Origin of the sequence: Nocardiopsis sp. YSL2 (assembly GCF_030555055.1) — a bacterium.
In the GTDB taxonomy this organism is placed as follows: domain Bacteria; phylum Actinomycetota; class Actinomycetes; order Streptosporangiales; family Streptosporangiaceae; genus Nocardiopsis.
This window is the reverse complement of sequence record NZ_JAMOAO010000001.1, coordinates 2410455-2425470: the sequence shown is the minus strand read 5'-3', so window position 1 is coordinate 2425470 and position 15016 is coordinate 2410455. Positions and strand designations below refer to the sequence as shown.

Sequence of the window (15016 nt, the reverse complement as noted above, 5' to 3'; positions counted from 1 at the left end):
ACGACCGGCGCCCCGCACGCACGCACACCCAAGGAGGGCACCCACATGGCACAGAAGAAGAAGCAGGTCATCACCACCCCGGACGCCGCACCGCCCGGCGGCCCCTACTCGCACGCCGTCATCGCCGGGGACTTCGTGTACCTGGCCGGCGCCACCCCGCACCGCACCGACCGCTCACTGGTGGACGGCCCGTTCGAGGAGCAGGCCCGAGCGACCTTCGACAACCTCGCCACCGTGGCCGGGGCCGCCGGTTCGAGCCTGGCCGACGCCGTCCAGGCGCGGGTCTACCTGCGCGACCTGGACGACTTCCAGGCGATGAACGGGATCTTCCAGGAGTACTTCGGCGACGAACCGCCGGTCCGCACCACCATCCAGGCGGACCTGCCCGGCTTCCTCATCGAGGTCGACGCGGTGCTCTACAAGCCCGCCGAGTAGGCCCCCTCCGTACCCAGGAGTCCCCGGGGATCCCGCACGATCCCACCGGGGCCCACCCGGCACCGCGCCGGGCGGGCCCCACCCAACCCACGCTCACGCCGAGGCCGAATCCTCGTTCGTCACCGAGCGTCACTCCCCCGTCACCTTTGGACCATTGCCATGATCGAATCCCACATGGGCTACCTGGTGGCCCTCCTCCTCGCGGTCCTCCTCATGCTCGGCATCAGCTGGTGGGTCGCCCGGCGCACCAGCACCGGAGAGGACTTCCTCCTCGCCGGACGCAGGCTCAGCACCCCGCTGGTGATGGGCAGCACCCTCGCCACGCTCGTCGGCACCGGATCCAGCCTGGGCGCGGTCGGCTTCGCCTACCAGAACGGCTGGGCCGGCGCGCTGTACGGGATCGGCGGCGCCCTGGGCATCTTCCTGCTGCTGTGGCTCTTCTCCGACGTGCGCAAGCACGGCTTCATGACCTTCGCCGAGGAGATGAGCTACTACTACGGCGCCAGCCGCGCGGTGAAGGGCGTCGTGGCCGTCCTGCTGTTCCTGGCCTCCGTGGGCTGGCTGGGCGCACACATCATGGGCGGGGCCATGTACCTGTCCTTCCTCACCGGCATGGACGAGAACCTGGCCAAGGTGGTCATCGCGGTCGGCTTCGGCCTCTACACCGTGGTGGGCGGGTACCTGGCGGTGGTCATCACCGACGCCATCCAGGGCACCATCCTCTTCCTCGGCTTCACCGTCCTGGCGGTCCTGGCCCTGGTCACCGTCGGCGGGTTCGACGGCCTGCGCGAGGGCGTCACCGACGAGGCCGCCTCCATGCTCGGCGTCCAGGCCCTGGGGCCGCTGCCCGCCGTGTCGCTCGCCCTGGTCATCGCCGTCGGCGTGCTGGCCACGCCCTCCTACCGGCAGCGGATCTACTCCGCGGCCAACGTGAGGACCGTCCGGCGCAGCTTCCTGCTCGCCGGGGTGCTCTTCGCCGCCTTCTCCCTCCTCCCGGCGATCGCCGGAATGTCGGCCAGCGGCCTGGCGCCCGGCCTGGAGAACCCGGACATGGCGTTCCCGTACCTGGCCACGACCCTGTTCCCGCTGTGGGTCGGCGCGTTCCTGCTGGTCGCCGGGCTGTCGGCGACGATGTCCTCCGGTGACTCCGACGCCATCGTCGGCGTCACCATCCTGATGCGCGACGTCGCACAGGTGGTCACGGGCAGGCTCCCGAAGGCCGAGAACCTCGTCCGCGCCTCGCGGTGGTCCCTGGTCGCGGTGCTCGGCCTGGCCCTGGGCTTCGCGCTGCTGGCCACGACGATCATCCAGTACATCACCCTGATGATCTCCACGGTGCTCACGGGCCTGCTGGTGGCCTCGCTCCTGGGCAAGTTCTGGCCGCGCGCCACCTGGCAGGGCGGGATCGCGGCGATGCTCGGCGGTTCGGCGGCGGCCCTGGTCGTCAACAACGTGGAGTCGCTCGGTGCCTTCTGGGGCAACGCGGTGATCCCCTCGCTGACGGTGGCGCTGGTGGCCGGTGTGGTGGTCAGCCTGGTCACGCCGCGCACCACCGTGACGGGGGAGGAGGCACTGCGCCGCCTCGCCGAGGAGCGCGCCGCACTCGACGTCGGCACGGTGGTCCGCGGCGCCGAGGCCGGATCCGGTACCGACGCCGAGCCCGGTGCCGGGAGCACGGCCACGGCCGAGGACCGGCCGAAGGGCTGACCGCCCGGACGCGGAACGCGGGATCCCTGAGGCCGCCCCGGCCTGCGCGGCGGGGCGGCCTCAGACCTGGTTCTCCACGCCCTTCCAGAACGCGTCGACGCGCGCGTTCCACACGTCCGGCACTTCCTGGAAGGGCTGGTGGGCCTCCTCCTCCAAGACCTCGAAGAGGGCTCCGGGGATCAGCCGGGCGGCGCCCCGGCCGAGCGATGGGCGCGTGACCGTGTCGCGGCCGCCGGCGAGCACGAGAGTCGGCACGGCGATCTCCGGCAGCCTGTCCGAGGCGTCGTGTTCGATGAAGGCGTCGATATGGCGCTGCACGTCCTCGACCGACTGCTTGTGGGGGAAGGCGAGCGCTTCGTCGACGATCCGGCCGACGGTCCCGTCGTTGTGCGATCGCGGCGTGTAGATGTCGAGGAAGAAGCCCTCGAGGAACGCCCGCTCGCTCGGCGCCGCCGCCACGAGCCAACGGATGAACCGCGCCCACGAGCGCAGGTACCGGTCCATCGCCGGCCACGTGCTCTGCAGGACGAGACTGCGCACGGCCTCGGGGTGCCGCAGGGCCACCTCCTGGGCGATGAGGCTGCCACCCGAGAACCCGGCCACGTGCGCGGAGGGAACGTCGAGCGCCCAGAGCATCGCGGCCGCGTCGTCGGCCATCACCTCCACGGACAGCGGACCCTCCGGCATCGCCGTCCGCCCCGCCCCGCGGTTGTCGAAGGCGATCAGGCGGTAGCGGTCCGCGAGACCGTCGAGCTGGGCCTGCCACGACTCGACGGTGTCCCCCAAACCCCCGATGAGCAGGACGGGCGTCCCCTCGCCGACCTGCTCGGTCCAGACATCGAGCTCACTCGTGCGGATGTGCTCACCCATGCCGACCTCCCCGTGCCCGCCGTGCGTCGGCGCAGGCCCCGGAACGCAGGTGTGATCGCAGAGAGCCTGGTCAGACGATGTTTCCTGGCCCGGGAGGCGCTAAACCCCATCGACGGTGATCCGACGACCCGCCCGCGGCACCGGCCGGCCCGCATCCGGTCGGGGAAGTGCGCCTCCGTGCGGGGCCGTGCGAGGCTGCCTTGTTACGCTCTCGGGCATGTTCTCCCGCGTGCGGTCCTCCTGGCCCGTGCTCGGCGCGTGGCTGCTCGTCGCCGCCGCCTCGGCCGGCTACGCCGCCCTGTGCTGTGCCGTGTTCTGGGCGCTCGGCCAGCCGTGGTGGTGGGGGCTGGTCCCGACCGCCGTCTCCCTGGTGGGGGCCGAGGTCTTCCAGTGGCTCAGACCCGGTGCCGCCTCGCCCTCGCGGGACACCGTCCTCATCGAACCCGGCGACGCGCCCCGGCTGCACGCCATCGTCGACCGACTGTGCGCGCTGAGCGCTCAGGACAAGCCGGTCCTGCGCCGGTACGACGCCGACCGGCCCAACGCCGTCACCTACACGCCCCGGGGTGAGCCCGACACCGTCTACGTGAGCCGGGGCCTGCTGGAACGACTGGACAACCGGGAGCTGGAGGCCGTCCTGGCCCACGAGCTCGCCCACCTGACGCACCGCGACCAGCGCGTCCTGACCTTCGCGACCGTCATGGGGACGATGCAGTGGGCTCTGACCGTTCCCGGGATGGTCCTCCTGGGCCTCGGCTGGATCGACGTCCGACTCTGCGTTCTCGCGCACCGGTGCGGCCACGCGTGGGAGCCCGGCTTCGACGGCCCCCAGGGCAAACTCGAAGTGCCGGAGCACCACCTCGCACGCCCCTTCCCGCGCTGGCTCGCCATCGCCGTCCTCGTCCCCGCCGGCCTGGCGCGCGGCACGCTGTGGGTGAGCAGCATCGTCGTCTTCTTCCCGGCGCTCATCGTGGCACTGCTGGCCTACATCGCCGTCAGCTTCCCGGGCCGCGTCGTCGTGCTCCGGCTGATCCGGCGCCGGGAGCTGGCGGCCGACCGCGCGGCAGCCGAGCTCACCGGTGCGCCCTCGACCCTGGCCGCCGCCCTCACCCGGATGGCCGAACCCGTCCCGGAGTCCCCCGACCAGGACCTCCGCGGCCTGCACGCCGTGTCCCCACTCGCCATCCTGCCGTTCCCCCGACCCGGGAAGGCCGGGAACGACCGGCCCCGCCGCACGGACGGCCTCTGGTCCCGACTGCGTTCCAGCCACCCACCCGTGGCTGTGCGCGTCTCCCACCTGCAGAGAATGTCCGCTCGCCTGTCCCGCACCTGAAGTCGACACAGCCCAGCCGGGTGCTGGCAGGGCGGGTGGTCCAGGCTCCGTGCGTTGGCGATGTGTCGACACATCGACCGGTCCCGAACATGACGAAGGCCGGTCCCGTAGGACCGGCCTTCGTGCTCGTCGGGGTGGCGGGATTTGAACCCACGACCTCTTCCCGTACCGGGGGCCTCCGGTGGCCTGTGGGTCGACCTCGGAAACCGCTGCTGACCTCGGTCTTCGTCCCGATCGCTTCCCACCGCTTCCGGCACCTTCCCGGAGCCATGTGCACTGAATGTGCAACGCTCTTGACCCCCGCCACAGCAGGTCCGCCCCCGGTGAGCTGGCCTGTTGCGCACACCTGAGCAATGCTCCCTCAGCCCCGGTCTTCGGCAACCATCATCTTCGGTCCGGGGTGCCCGATGGCGCCGGGGCCGGCCACCACAGACAGTCGGTGTCGCGCCATCGGGTGCCCCGGGACCTGAGCACGCCATCAACCATTGGGACCAAATGCCCTGACAGAAGACTGGGTCTTGCGCCACGATGGACAGATTGGGCAGCTCTGTTCCCGCTCACCGTACGGGCCTGTCCGAGAGACGTTGTGTGAGTGCGGCCTACGGCCGTGCGCTCGGGACCGGGCGGCAGCCCGCAGCCCGAGCGGCGGCCGAAGGCCGCTGCGACGGCGCTCGCGTCGTCGCCTTGATCTCATATAGATGAACTCGGCAATAGAAAAGGACTGAGATATTGGACTATCGATGGATGGCATCTCGACTTAGTGAATTTATCGAGGCAGCCAATGACATTGTCGACGTGGATAACTTGTCTTATGGTGGCATAATTTGGCGTACTAATGAAATTAAGTTTCTAACCCATGAAATAGTCGTCCGCAAGGTGATTGAGTCTTGTGGAATTAAACCAATTGTCCGGGATGATGAACTGGGCCCCATAGATTATTGGAGAGGATTGAGAGATCAGGCGTTGGGGGCAAAAGGGATTTGTGAGAATTTTGAAGAGATGGAAAGAGCCCTTGCCCCAGATGGTCCTGTTGCTAGTGCTGGGCACCTGCATGAGTGGGTCTGGGGTTCTGCAGAGCAGCTTTGGCTTGCATCTGCGTATCAGGAAGCAGTGAACGCTGCATCCCGTTCGATCAATGCGAGGATCCAGCAAAAATCTGGCAGGAAGGATATATCTGAATCAGATTTGGTTATGCAAGTCTTCGATATAAAGCCTCCTGAGGCGGGTAAGCCTCGGCTCTGGATGCCTGGGGATCAAAATGACCCTACCTGGAGGAGTCTTCAGGAGGGAGTAAAGTTCTATGGGGTAGGATGTTTCAAGGCTATCAGGAATCCTGCATCTCATAAGGAGTCTACGAACTGGGGGGAGCAGGAAGCTATGGAATATCTATCTTCCTTTAGCGTCTTTGCAAGGTGGGTATCTGAGTCTGATTTTCATTCGAATTCTTGACTCCCATTCTTGATTCTTTTGCCTCTCATTTTTCTTCGTGGCGTTTGTTTAGTGATTTTCCATTGTGAAACCTGACGTAGGTCTGATTTGTCTGAGTTGCGTCCAATAGGCGGACTGCGTAGGCCTCGGACATCCGCTCTGCAGCCTGTTCTGACGTGACCCATTCGACGGCCACGGATTCCGAAGATGGAAGCTCAACACCTCCGGATGGCTTGCAGCGGAAGACCAGGGCAACGATTCCGCGGGTCATGTTCTTGTAGACGCCAGTGAGCTGCTCCACCTCGACGTGGATACCGGTCTCTTCCAAGACCTCACGGACAACCCCCTCCTCCGGAGTCTCGTTCAGTTCCAAGACTCCGCCCGGCGGCTCCCAATTGCCGTTGTCTCTGCGTTGGATCGCGAGCATGCGTCCGTCTTCGCGTATGACTGCCCCTGCCACGGACACGGAGTGCAGCGGCGTTGACGGCTTGTCTCCGGTGCTGTTACTCATGTACAGGAGCATAGGAGGAACAGAAGGACTATGGCGAGCACTGTAGGGGCGAAGTCGGCGAAGCCCCGGTATCTCCAGATCGCGGACGACATCGAAGAGCAGATCCGGGCCGGCCGCCTGGCTCCTGCTGAGGAGATCCCGAGCGAGACGACGCTGATGGAGCGTTACGGCGTCTCGTCGGGCACAGTCCGCAAGGCGGTAGCCCAGTTGCGTACGTCGGGCCTGGTGGACACGTACCAGGGCAAGGGCTCCTTCGTGAAGTCCAGACCGCCCGTCAGACGCAAGTCCTCGGATCGGTTCCGTCGCTCCCATCGCCGTGCGGGCAAGGCCGCGTACATCGCAGAGACCGAACAGGCGGGCGTGAAGCCCACGGTCCAAGTGCTCTCTATCGGCCCCGTGCCGGCTCCGACAGACATCGCCTAGCGCTTGGCCGTAGACGAGGGCGACAAGGTGCTTGCTCGGCGTCGGCTCTACTTCAGCGACGGCACACCCACCGAGGAAGCTACGTCCTACCTGCCGTGGGACGTAGCTCGGGACATCCCGGAGCTCTTCGAGGAAAACCCCGGTGGCGGTGGCATCTACGCGCGACTGGAGGAGCACGGTCACGAGTTCGAGGAGTACACCGAGACGGTGCGGGCGCGCCTGGCGACCAAGCAGGAGGCGAGTGCGCTCGCGCTCAGTCCTGGCTCTCCGGTCATTCACCTGACGCGCAACGCTGTGACCACCGAGGGGCGTGTCGTGGAAGTGTGCGACACCATCATGGCCGCTGATCAGTTCGTGCTCGACTATCGGATCCCGGCCACGGACTGAGGGTCTTGCTGGCGCACTGGGGTGGCGTCTTCGACTCGGAGGGTTGACTCATGTACAGGAGTACGTCACTCTTATCTACATCACTCATGTACATGAGTGGATGGGTTCATCTCATATATAGAGGTGGGCCCTGGGTTCGTTGACGTGACCGGCGTGCCCCTGCTCTAGCGGCGGGGTGCTGCCACCCCCAGTCCCCTCGGGAGCGTGCTTCGTGGAATCCGTCGCCGTATCCGCTCCGAAGCGGTGCAGGTCCTGCCGTGGTCGCGGGTGGAAATCGATCCGCTCACGGCGGCTCGTCGTGGTCCGCTCCTCCACTGCACGCGAACCGGCAGTCCGTGTGGCGCCCTGCACGGCATGCCGAGGGAGCGGAACGAACTCGTGATGAAACGGGGCGCGTACTCCTGCGCCGGGTGGCTCCCGGTTCGTCGGCGGTTCCGCCCCATAGACAGCAGACCCCCGCGACGCGGGCTAGGCATCCGGGGGCGCGGCCAACCTGATGGAAGCAGGCTGACGTGAGAGACCTTATCGCCCTGATTCGGGCGCTGGTGACTCTGATACGACCGACCCGACACGGCAGGCACCACCGTGCTGGCCCTCCGCCGTTCCGCGTGTCGACTCCCAAGCGGGTGGAGGTCTGGCCCGCTCCGGAACCCATCGTGATGGACGGCGACGACCCCCGCGCCTACTCCCTCGTGCGTGGCCCCTACGCGCACGTGGAGCGTCGTCGCTCCGCTCAGCGGGCCGAGAACGACCGCCGGGGGATTGACCTCCTGGTGCAGATCGCGAAGCCGTCCCCCGCTCTGGATGACATGGCCGAGTTGCGTGACCTGGTGCGCATGGCCATAGCCATAGGGGCGGTGCGGCGATGAACTGCGACGGACGCGGCACGGTGATCGACCGCGAATCCCTGATGACCTGGGCCCGTTCCCAAGGTGTGCGGGTGCGTGTGGCGTGTGAGGACTGGGAGTCCATCACCTACGAGACCCTGGCCCGGCAACCGGACGGAACATCGCTGGTCCAGCGGCATCGGTGGGTGCTGCCCGAACCGGTCACGCGGCGACGGCTGCTGATGACCTACGTGGTTGGGCTGTGTCACGAGGTCGACGGGGCCGAGTGCAACCACGTCCGGCGCATCGTGCCCCCGGTGCTGTCCTCTGCGGACGAGGCGGCCCGGCATGACGTGGTCCTGGTCGCCGCCGCGATGGTGGAGGTCGAACGCCGGGCGGTGTGCGGGGCGACGGTGGACAACCTGCGGGTCTACACCGTTGAACGCGCCGTGCACTGGCGGCCCTTCTGAGAACCCCCGCGTGCTCTGGCCCCTCTCTACCTGACCCCGGGGACCGGGGCACGCGGGCCTCGTTCTTCCTCACACGGTGACGTGTGCGCCCGAGCGGCGTGCTCCCGCCGTGCTTCCTGATCACGGGTCGGGGCTCAAATGTGCCCCCACCTGCTGACAGGGCCAGACCACGCAAGTAAGCTACTCGACCATACGAGTACTAGAGTCACCAGGTGGACAACATGTCGAGTCTGGAGTTCGCTCCGCCCAAGTACGTACAGATCGTGCGGGCGATCCAAGAGCGCATCGAAGACGGTACGTACCCCGTGGGGGAGATGCTTCCCTCGGAATCCCGGATGGTGCGCGAGTTCGGGGCCGGACGCTCCACGGTGGTGCGGGCCTTGCAGATCCTCAGCATGCAGGGGTGGATCGAGCGCGAACACGGGCGCGGGTCGTTCGTGCGGGGCGTTCCGCAGCAGACCTCCGAGCGCTCCCATGCCGGCGCCAGTGCCTTCGACGCCTCCGAGGAGGCCAAGAGCAACCGCATTCTCAAGGCGGGCCGCACTCCCGTGCCCGCTGCCGTGGCTGAGGCGGTCGGTGTACCCGAGGGTTCCCCGGCGATCAGGCGTCAACGCCTGGTCCTCGATGACGGCCAACCCAGTGAGCTGGTCACCCTGTGGTTCCCCCTCGACGTTGCGGACGGCACCGACCTGGGCGACGAACAGCCGATCAGCATCGGCGCACGCGAACACGTGCAGATGGTCAAGCAGGTGCGCCCTTCCCGGGTCTCCGAGCGACTGTGTGCGCGGCTGGCCACGGACGAGGAGTCCAAGCGCCTGGGCCTGGACGAGGGGACTCCCGTGCTCGGCATCACCGCGCGGATACTGGACGCCTCAGAGAAAGTGATCGCGGTCGCCGAGGTGGTTCTTCCCGGTGACCTGCACGAACTGGAGGACTCCTACCCGGCGGGGTAGACGCGGGCGAACACCGGCCACTTATCCACTTGTCCGATCAAGTGTGGCCGGTTATCCTGAACTCAACTTGACTGGACAAGTGGTTGAGTGATCATCAAGTGGAAGGCTGATCGATGGCTATTCAGGGTGCGTTGCCGGTGTCCTTCGGGACGGTGTTCCCGCACGGTGCCTTCGCGTTGGGCGTGGAGGCGATCACGGATTTCGAGACCAAGCGTCCGCAGATGGACAAGGAGACCGGTCTGCCGTTGTGGGCGGTGGACGTGATCGATGCCGACCCCGAGGCGCGGGGCAAGTCCAAGTCGGTGAAGGTCAAGGTCGCCGCCGAGGTGTGCCCGACCCTGCCCGACGAGGTCCCCGGGCTGCCGTTCCGGCCGATCGCGTTCGAGGCGATGGCGGTCATGCCCTACGTCGACGACAACGGCCGTCGCCCCCGGGTGGCGTACTCGCTACGGGCCCGGGGCGTGAAGGCTCCCGGCGCTGCTGGTGGTCGTCGCGCCCCCGCCAAGGAAGCGGCCTGACCGCCTCCTGACACGTAAGCGGGGCGGCCTGGTGCGCCAACACCTAGCCGCCCCTAAAACCCCTCCCGTTACCTGCGAAAGCTCCGTGAAGAGGTGTCTTCAGTATGTCCGAATACCCCACCGACCTGTCCACTCTGAGCGGTCCGCAGTTGGTCCGGCTGTTCCTGGACGCGGTCGACTCCCGGCCCGCCACGGACGCCGAGCGCGCCGAGTTCTTCGACTTCAAGGCCCGTGTGTTCGCCACGCTCGCGGACCGGGACCACAACCCGGACGCGGCCAAGGCCGCTGCCCGCGCCCGCGCCGACCGCGACCGGATCCTGACCCGGATCGAAGACGCGATGGGCGGTGACCGGTGATGGCGAAGATCGGCGCTGCCCAGACCCCTCCGACGCTGCCGACTCCGGCTCAGGGAGTGCGGTGGACGACTCCGATCGTGGAAACCCCCGGCATCGTCGTCCTGGGCTCCTGGATCTGGAGGCTGACCCGCTTCCTGGTCACCCTCCCGTTCCGGTTCCCGGTCCTGGTCGCCACTGTGACCGTGTCGTTCGCGGCCTGGTGGTGGCTGGACTGGCCGGGCCTGGCCGTGCTCTGGGCCACGGCTGCGGTCGCCTCGCTGGTGTGGTGGCGGACTTGGCCTGACTCCTACCGGACCTGGGTCACGCTTCGCCTGCTGGCGTGGTGGCGGCACGTGTTCGTGTACCGGCGCCACTGGCAACCGGTGCTGGTGATCTCCGGGCTGGCCGAGTCCTACCAGGAACGCCGCTACCTCCCCCGCATCCGCCGCGTCACCTGTGACACCTGGGCTGACCGGGTCCGGGTCTCCCTTGTCGCGGGGACGTCTCCGGTGGACTTCGAGACGCGGGTGGCCGAACTGGCGCACGGGTTCGCCGCTCCCTCGTGCCGGGTGATCGTGAACGGGCCGAGGGACATCACCTTGGAGTTCCCCCGGCGCGACACCCTGGCTGAACCCCTCGATGCTCTGCCGATCCTTGACGTTCCGGATCTGGGCGGGCTCCACGTGGGCCAGAGGGAAGACGGTTCTCCGTGGCGGCTGCGGCTGCACGGCACGCATGTCCTGGTGGCCGGGGTGACCGGTGCGGGCAAGGGGTCGGTGATCTGGTCCGCCATTCGAGCCATGCTCGCTGCGTTGGCGGATGGGACGGCGCAGGTGTGGGCGATCGACCCGAAGCGCATGGAACTCGCCTACGGGTGGGCCCTGTTCGCTCACTACGCCGATGACGGTGAATCCGCGGTAGCCCTGCTCGAACTGGCCGTGGCGCGGATGCAGGACCGGGCCGCCCGGTATGCGGGAAACCGGCGCTCCCACACCCCCACCACGGAAGACCCGTTCGTCCTGGTGGTCCTGGACGAAGTCGCGTTCCTGACCGCCTACCACCCCGACCGCGACATCCGGAAGCGCTCAGAGAACGCCATCGCCACCCTCACCTCACAGGGGCGTTCGGTCGGCTTCGCCGTCCTGGCCGCACTCCAGGACCCGCGCAAAGAGGTCATGAACCTGCGCAACCTCTTCCCGGACAAGATCGCGCTCCGCCTGGACGAGGCGTCCCAGGTCGACATGATCCTCGGCGAGGGTGCCCGCGACCGTGGCGCGAACGCCCACCTGATCGACCCGACCCTGCCCGGGGTGGGCTACGTGCGGATGGAGACCTCACCGGCCCCGGTACGGGTACGCGCCGCCTACGTCTCGGACGAGGACATCACCGCCATGATCGACGTCTACGGCGTGGGTTCCTCGTCAGTGGAAGAGGTGGCCTGATGCGTTTGTGCACGCCGTTGCCGTTCCCGTGCGGCCCAGCCGAAGAGGGCTGCGAAGTACAGCGCCGTCCAGGTGAAAGCCCACACGGTGCTCACGTGGTTGAGCAAGAGTGTTCCCACCAGATAAGGCACGCCGAAGCCCACCACGGCGCTCCATCGGATCAGCGGCACGGGTGCCCTTTCGGTCGGCGGTTTCGTCGGGGAAGGGTTGGTGTGTGATGCCGACTCCTACCGGTAAGTCGACACGGGCTGAGCGGCTGGCGCAACCCTTGGCCCGGGAGGTCGCCGAACAAGTCGCCGCCGAACACGGCGTGTGCATCCGGCCGGTGTCCCTTCGACGCACGGATATCGCGACCGGTGCCACCGAAGTGATTGACGTCCCGTGCGGCTCCACGCTGGAATCCCGGTGTCCGGCCTGCGCGAAGCGGAAGCGCTCCCTGAGGCGGACGCAGTGCGAAGAGGGCTGGCACCTGGCCACCGAACCCGTGGTGCAGCCTGACCCGCCGTCCGAGGAACAGCGCGCGTGGGTGGAACAGCGGGCGGTGGTGACGGCCGAACGGGACCGGCTCGCCTCCACGGGTGCCGCGTCGGCTGAGGACCTGACGCGACTGGACGCCGTCATTGCGGATCTGGATGAGGAGATCACGGAATCCGGACTCCGGGGCTCGGTCACCCGCTCGGCTGATACCTCCTCGTCGGGGTCGCGTCGGGTGCGCTCGACCAAGCGCCGTCAGGACGTCCCGGATCTTCCCAAACGGCCGATGACCCGTAAGACGGTCGGGCGGGCCTTCACCGATCCGAACTCCGGGAAGGTGTTCCGGCCGTCCCTGTTCATCACGCTCACGCTCGACTCGTACGGGCGGGTGCGCTCGGACGGCACTCCGGTGGACTTCTCGACGTACGACTACCGGCGTGCGGCTCGGGACGCGCTGCACTTCTCCAAGCTCATCGACCGGTTCGTGCAGAACCTTCGACGGGTGGCCGGGTTCGACGTGCAGTACTTCGCGGCCGTGGAACCGCAACGGCGTCTGGCTCCGCATCTGCACATGGCTACCCGGGGCACGATCCCCCGGGCGGAGCTGCGGCAGATCGCCGCTGCGACGTACCACCAGGTGTGGTGGCCCAACGCCGATCGTGTCGTCTTCGAGGGTGACCACCTTCCCGAGTGGGATGAGGCGACAGGTGTCTTTGTCGACCCGTCGACAGGCGAAGTCCTGCCCACTTGGGATGAGGCTTTGGACGCTCTGGACGAGGGCCCCGATGCCGAACCCCATCACGTGGCGCGGTTCGGCCGACAAGTCGATGCCAAGGGAGTGGTCGCGGGCTCGGCGGACGCTGACCGCTGTGTGCGCTACCTCGCGAAGTACCTGACCAAGGACATCGCCGAGTGCCACACCGCCGAGACGGTTCGCCAGGAACAGCACGTAGACCGACTCCTGGACGCGCTCCGATTCGAGCCGTGCTCGCCTCGGTGCTCCAACTGGCTCCGCTACGGAATCCAGCCTGAGAAAGCCAAAGCCGGGATGCGCCCGGGATTCTGTCGGTTTAAGGCACATCGACGCGAACACCTGGGCTACGCGGGTCGTCGGGTGCTCGTCTCCCGGAAGTGGTCGGGCAAGACCCTGGCCGATCACAAGGCAGACCGGCTGGCCTGGGTCCTGGACGCGCTCGGCATCGACCCCACCGACGACGGCCAGGACGACGAGGACAACCACCGGCCTCCAATCCTGGCGTCAGTCGCTTCGGGCTCCTTCGCTTGGGAGCTGGTGCGGCCTACTGATCCCGACGTTGCTCCCCGCGAACAGCGGCTCCTTCGGGCGGTCGGCGAAGCACTCAAACGCCGTGCCCAACTTGACGGGGCTCGGCAGAACGATCTTTCGGCAACTCCAGAGACGAGGGTGGCATGAGTGCAGCGACGGCCCGTGTGGATGTTCCCGAACAGCGTCGGGCCGATGTCCTGTGGTCGGTCAAGGATGCCGCCGCCTACCTCCGTGTCCCTCCGAAAACGCTCTACGAATGGCGGTACAAGGGCGACGGTCCTCCCTCCTACCGTGTCGGCCGGTACGTCCGCTACGTGCCCGCCGAGGTCCATGCCTGGGTCCGATCCCAGTAACTCCAACCAACGAGAGGAACACTCCCCATGGCTCGCGCGTGGGTCTACGACCGCACCAAGGACAAGGCGTACTTGGAGGCGGTGAAGAAGGCCAAGGCGACCAAGCGCACGCCTCCCGCGCGCTGGATGGTCCGCTATTACGATCCCTCCGGGCGGATCAAGAGCGGGGGCACGTTCAAGAAGAAGCCGGACGCGGAGAAGAAGCAGACCGAGATCGAGAACAGCCTGCACGAAGGCTCCTACCGCAACCCCCACGACGCCAAGGTCACCGTGGCCGAGATGGCTGAGAAGTGGCTCAGCACGCGCACGGACATCAAGCGTTCGACCTGGTGGAAGTACCGGGGCCTCTTGGACGCGCACGTGTTGCCACGCTGGGGAGAGCTTCCAATCTCGGCGGTGTCCTCCGAAGACGTCGCCGTGTGGGTGGCCGAACTCCAGAAGCCGCGGGACGAGGGCGGAGCCAACCTGGGCGCCTCGCAGACCAGGCACGCCTACGGCGTTCTCTCCATGGTCCTGGAATGGTGTGTGCCGCGTCGCCTCCCCGCCAACCCTGCTCGCGGGGTCCCGCTTCCGAAGCCGAGTGAGGCCGAACACGTCTACCTCGATCACCTCCAGGTGGAGGCGCTGGCGGACACGGCCGGATCTCTGCGAACGAAGTACGGCCAGATCGCCGCCGCCGCGAACATCAACCGGCCCCTCATCCTCCTCCTCGCCTACACGGGCCTGCGCTTCAACGAAGCCGCCGCTCTGCGAGTCGGCAGGGTGGATCTGGAGACACGGCGCATCCGGGTCGTGACGGCCTTCGCCGAAGTCGAGGGCAAGCTTGTCGAACAGTCGCCCAAGACGGGCAAGAGTCGAACCGTGCCCATTCCCAGGTCCCTCGTGGCCGAGCTGCTTCCGCTCGTGGAGGGGCGGCCGGACTCGGCGCTCGTGTTCACCACCAAGCGGGGGACCGAGGTGCGTCTTCGCAACTGGCGCAACCGAGAGTTCGGCAAAGCGCTCAAGGCCGCTGGGCTCGACGGGATGGGCCTGACGCCCCACAAGCTCCGGCACACCGCCGCGTCACTCGCCATCGCGGCCGGCGCTGACGTCAAGGTGGTGCAAGCGATGCTCGGACACGCCACCGCCACCATGACCCTGGACCGATACGGGCACCTGTTCCCAGACCGCCTGGACGAGGTAGCCGAAGCCATGGACGCCGCTCGGCTGCGCGTGCTCGCCGCCTGACCGACGACGGTCCTCGACCCCGACCATGTGCAATGAAT

Annotated in this window: 15 protein-coding genes and 1 pseudogene; 14 read left to right on the top strand and 2 right to left on the bottom strand. The window is 67.4% G+C overall.

Features of this window, described 5'->3' with window-relative positions; all coding sequences use genetic code 11:
• Nucleotides 1-45 precede the first annotated feature (45 nt).
• Nucleotides 46-435: a RidA family protein gene (locus M1P99_RS10570; RefSeq protein ID WP_304452481.1), complete on the top strand. Its 390-nt coding sequence runs from the start codon at nucleotides 46-48 to the stop codon at nucleotides 433-435.
• A 159-nt stretch (nucleotides 436-594) separates the two neighbouring features.
• Nucleotides 595-2142, top strand: coding sequence for a sodium:solute symporter family protein (locus tag M1P99_RS10565; protein WP_304452480.1), 1548 nt, complete (start codon nucleotides 595-597; stop codon nucleotides 2140-2142).
• Between the two features lie 60 nt (nucleotides 2143-2202).
• Here M1P99_RS10565 and M1P99_RS10560 read toward each other — a convergent pair whose 3' ends face one another.
• A complete protein-coding gene (locus tag M1P99_RS10560; protein ID WP_304452479.1) occupies nucleotides 2203-3012 on the bottom strand; it encodes an alpha/beta fold hydrolase in 810 nt (269 codons plus the stop codon).
• 217 nt (nucleotides 3013-3229) lie between these two features.
• On the opposite strand from M1P99_RS10560, the gene M1P99_RS10555 reads away from it, so the two are divergent.
• Both M1P99_RS10555 and M1P99_RS10550 read left to right on the top strand, forming a co-directional pair.
• The gene (locus tag M1P99_RS10555) at nucleotides 3230-4345 is read left to right on the top strand and encodes a M48 family metalloprotease (protein ID WP_304452478.1); all 1116 of its coding nucleotides are present in this window, start codon (nucleotides 3230-3232) and stop codon (nucleotides 4343-4345) included.
• A 744-nt stretch (nucleotides 4346-5089) separates the two neighbouring features.
• Complete coding sequence (locus tag M1P99_RS10550; protein ID WP_304452477.1) at nucleotides 5090-5794, top strand: TIGR02391 family protein; 705 nt, start codon at nucleotides 5090-5092, stop codon at nucleotides 5792-5794.
• Nucleotides 5795-5819: 25 nt separating this feature from the next.
• Here M1P99_RS10550 and M1P99_RS10545 read toward each other — a convergent pair whose 3' ends face one another.
• Complete coding sequence (locus M1P99_RS10545; protein WP_304452476.1) at nucleotides 5820-6284, bottom strand: NUDIX hydrolase; 465 nt, start codon at nucleotides 6282-6284, stop codon at nucleotides 5820-5822.
• A 30-nt stretch (nucleotides 6285-6314) separates the two neighbouring features.
• Between M1P99_RS10545 and M1P99_RS10540 the strand changes: the two are divergent.
• From M1P99_RS10540 to M1P99_RS10495, 10 genes and pseudogenes are all read left to right on the top strand, one after another.
• Nucleotides 6315-7094 (top strand): annotated as a pseudogene (locus M1P99_RS10540) (GntR family transcriptional regulator).
• Nucleotides 7095-7702: 608 nt separating this feature from the next.
• The gene (locus M1P99_RS10535) at nucleotides 7703-7963 is read left to right on the top strand and encodes a hypothetical protein (RefSeq protein ID WP_304452475.1); all 261 of its coding nucleotides are present in this window, start codon (nucleotides 7703-7705) and stop codon (nucleotides 7961-7963) included.
• A complete protein-coding gene (locus M1P99_RS10530; protein WP_304452474.1) occupies nucleotides 7960-8391 on the top strand; it encodes a hypothetical protein in 432 nt (143 codons plus the stop codon). The genes M1P99_RS10535 and M1P99_RS10530 overlap by 4 nt, the downstream gene beginning before the upstream one ends.
• Before the next feature lie 212 nt (nucleotides 8392-8603).
• The gene (locus M1P99_RS10525; protein ID WP_304452473.1) at nucleotides 8604-9344 is read left to right on the top strand and encodes a GntR family transcriptional regulator; all 741 of its coding nucleotides are present in this window, start codon (nucleotides 8604-8606) and stop codon (nucleotides 9342-9344) included.
• A 113-nt stretch (nucleotides 9345-9457) separates the two neighbouring features.
• Nucleotides 9458-9862, top strand: a complete 405-nt coding sequence (locus M1P99_RS10520) for a plasmid replication, integration and excision activator (protein WP_304452472.1) — start codon at nucleotides 9458-9460, stop codon at nucleotides 9860-9862.
• A 104-nt stretch (nucleotides 9863-9966) separates the two neighbouring features.
• The gene (locus tag M1P99_RS10515; protein WP_304452471.1) at nucleotides 9967-10218 is read left to right on the top strand and encodes a hypothetical protein; all 252 of its coding nucleotides are present in this window, start codon (nucleotides 9967-9969) and stop codon (nucleotides 10216-10218) included.
• Nucleotides 10218-11639, top strand: a complete 1422-nt coding sequence (locus M1P99_RS10510) for an FtsK/SpoIIIE domain-containing protein (RefSeq protein WP_304452470.1) — start codon at nucleotides 10218-10220, stop codon at nucleotides 11637-11639. The genes M1P99_RS10515 and M1P99_RS10510 overlap by 1 nt, the downstream gene beginning before the upstream one ends.
• A gap of 217 nt (nucleotides 11640-11856) precedes the next feature.
• Nucleotides 11857-13545 carry a replication initiator gene (locus M1P99_RS10505; protein ID WP_304452469.1) on the top strand — a complete coding sequence of 563 codons (1689 nt, stop codon included), beginning with the start codon at nucleotides 11857-11859 and terminating at the stop codon, nucleotides 13543-13545.
• The gene (locus tag M1P99_RS10500) at nucleotides 13542-13751 is read left to right on the top strand and encodes an AlpA family transcriptional regulator (RefSeq protein ID WP_179824540.1); all 210 of its coding nucleotides are present in this window, start codon (nucleotides 13542-13544) and stop codon (nucleotides 13749-13751) included. The genes M1P99_RS10505 and M1P99_RS10500 overlap by 4 nt, the downstream gene beginning before the upstream one ends.
• A 27-nt stretch (nucleotides 13752-13778) precedes the next feature.
• Nucleotides 13779-14978, top strand: coding sequence for a site-specific integrase (locus M1P99_RS10495; RefSeq protein WP_304452468.1), 1200 nt, complete (start codon nucleotides 13779-13781; stop codon nucleotides 14976-14978).
• Nucleotides 14979-15016 lie beyond the last annotated feature (38 nt).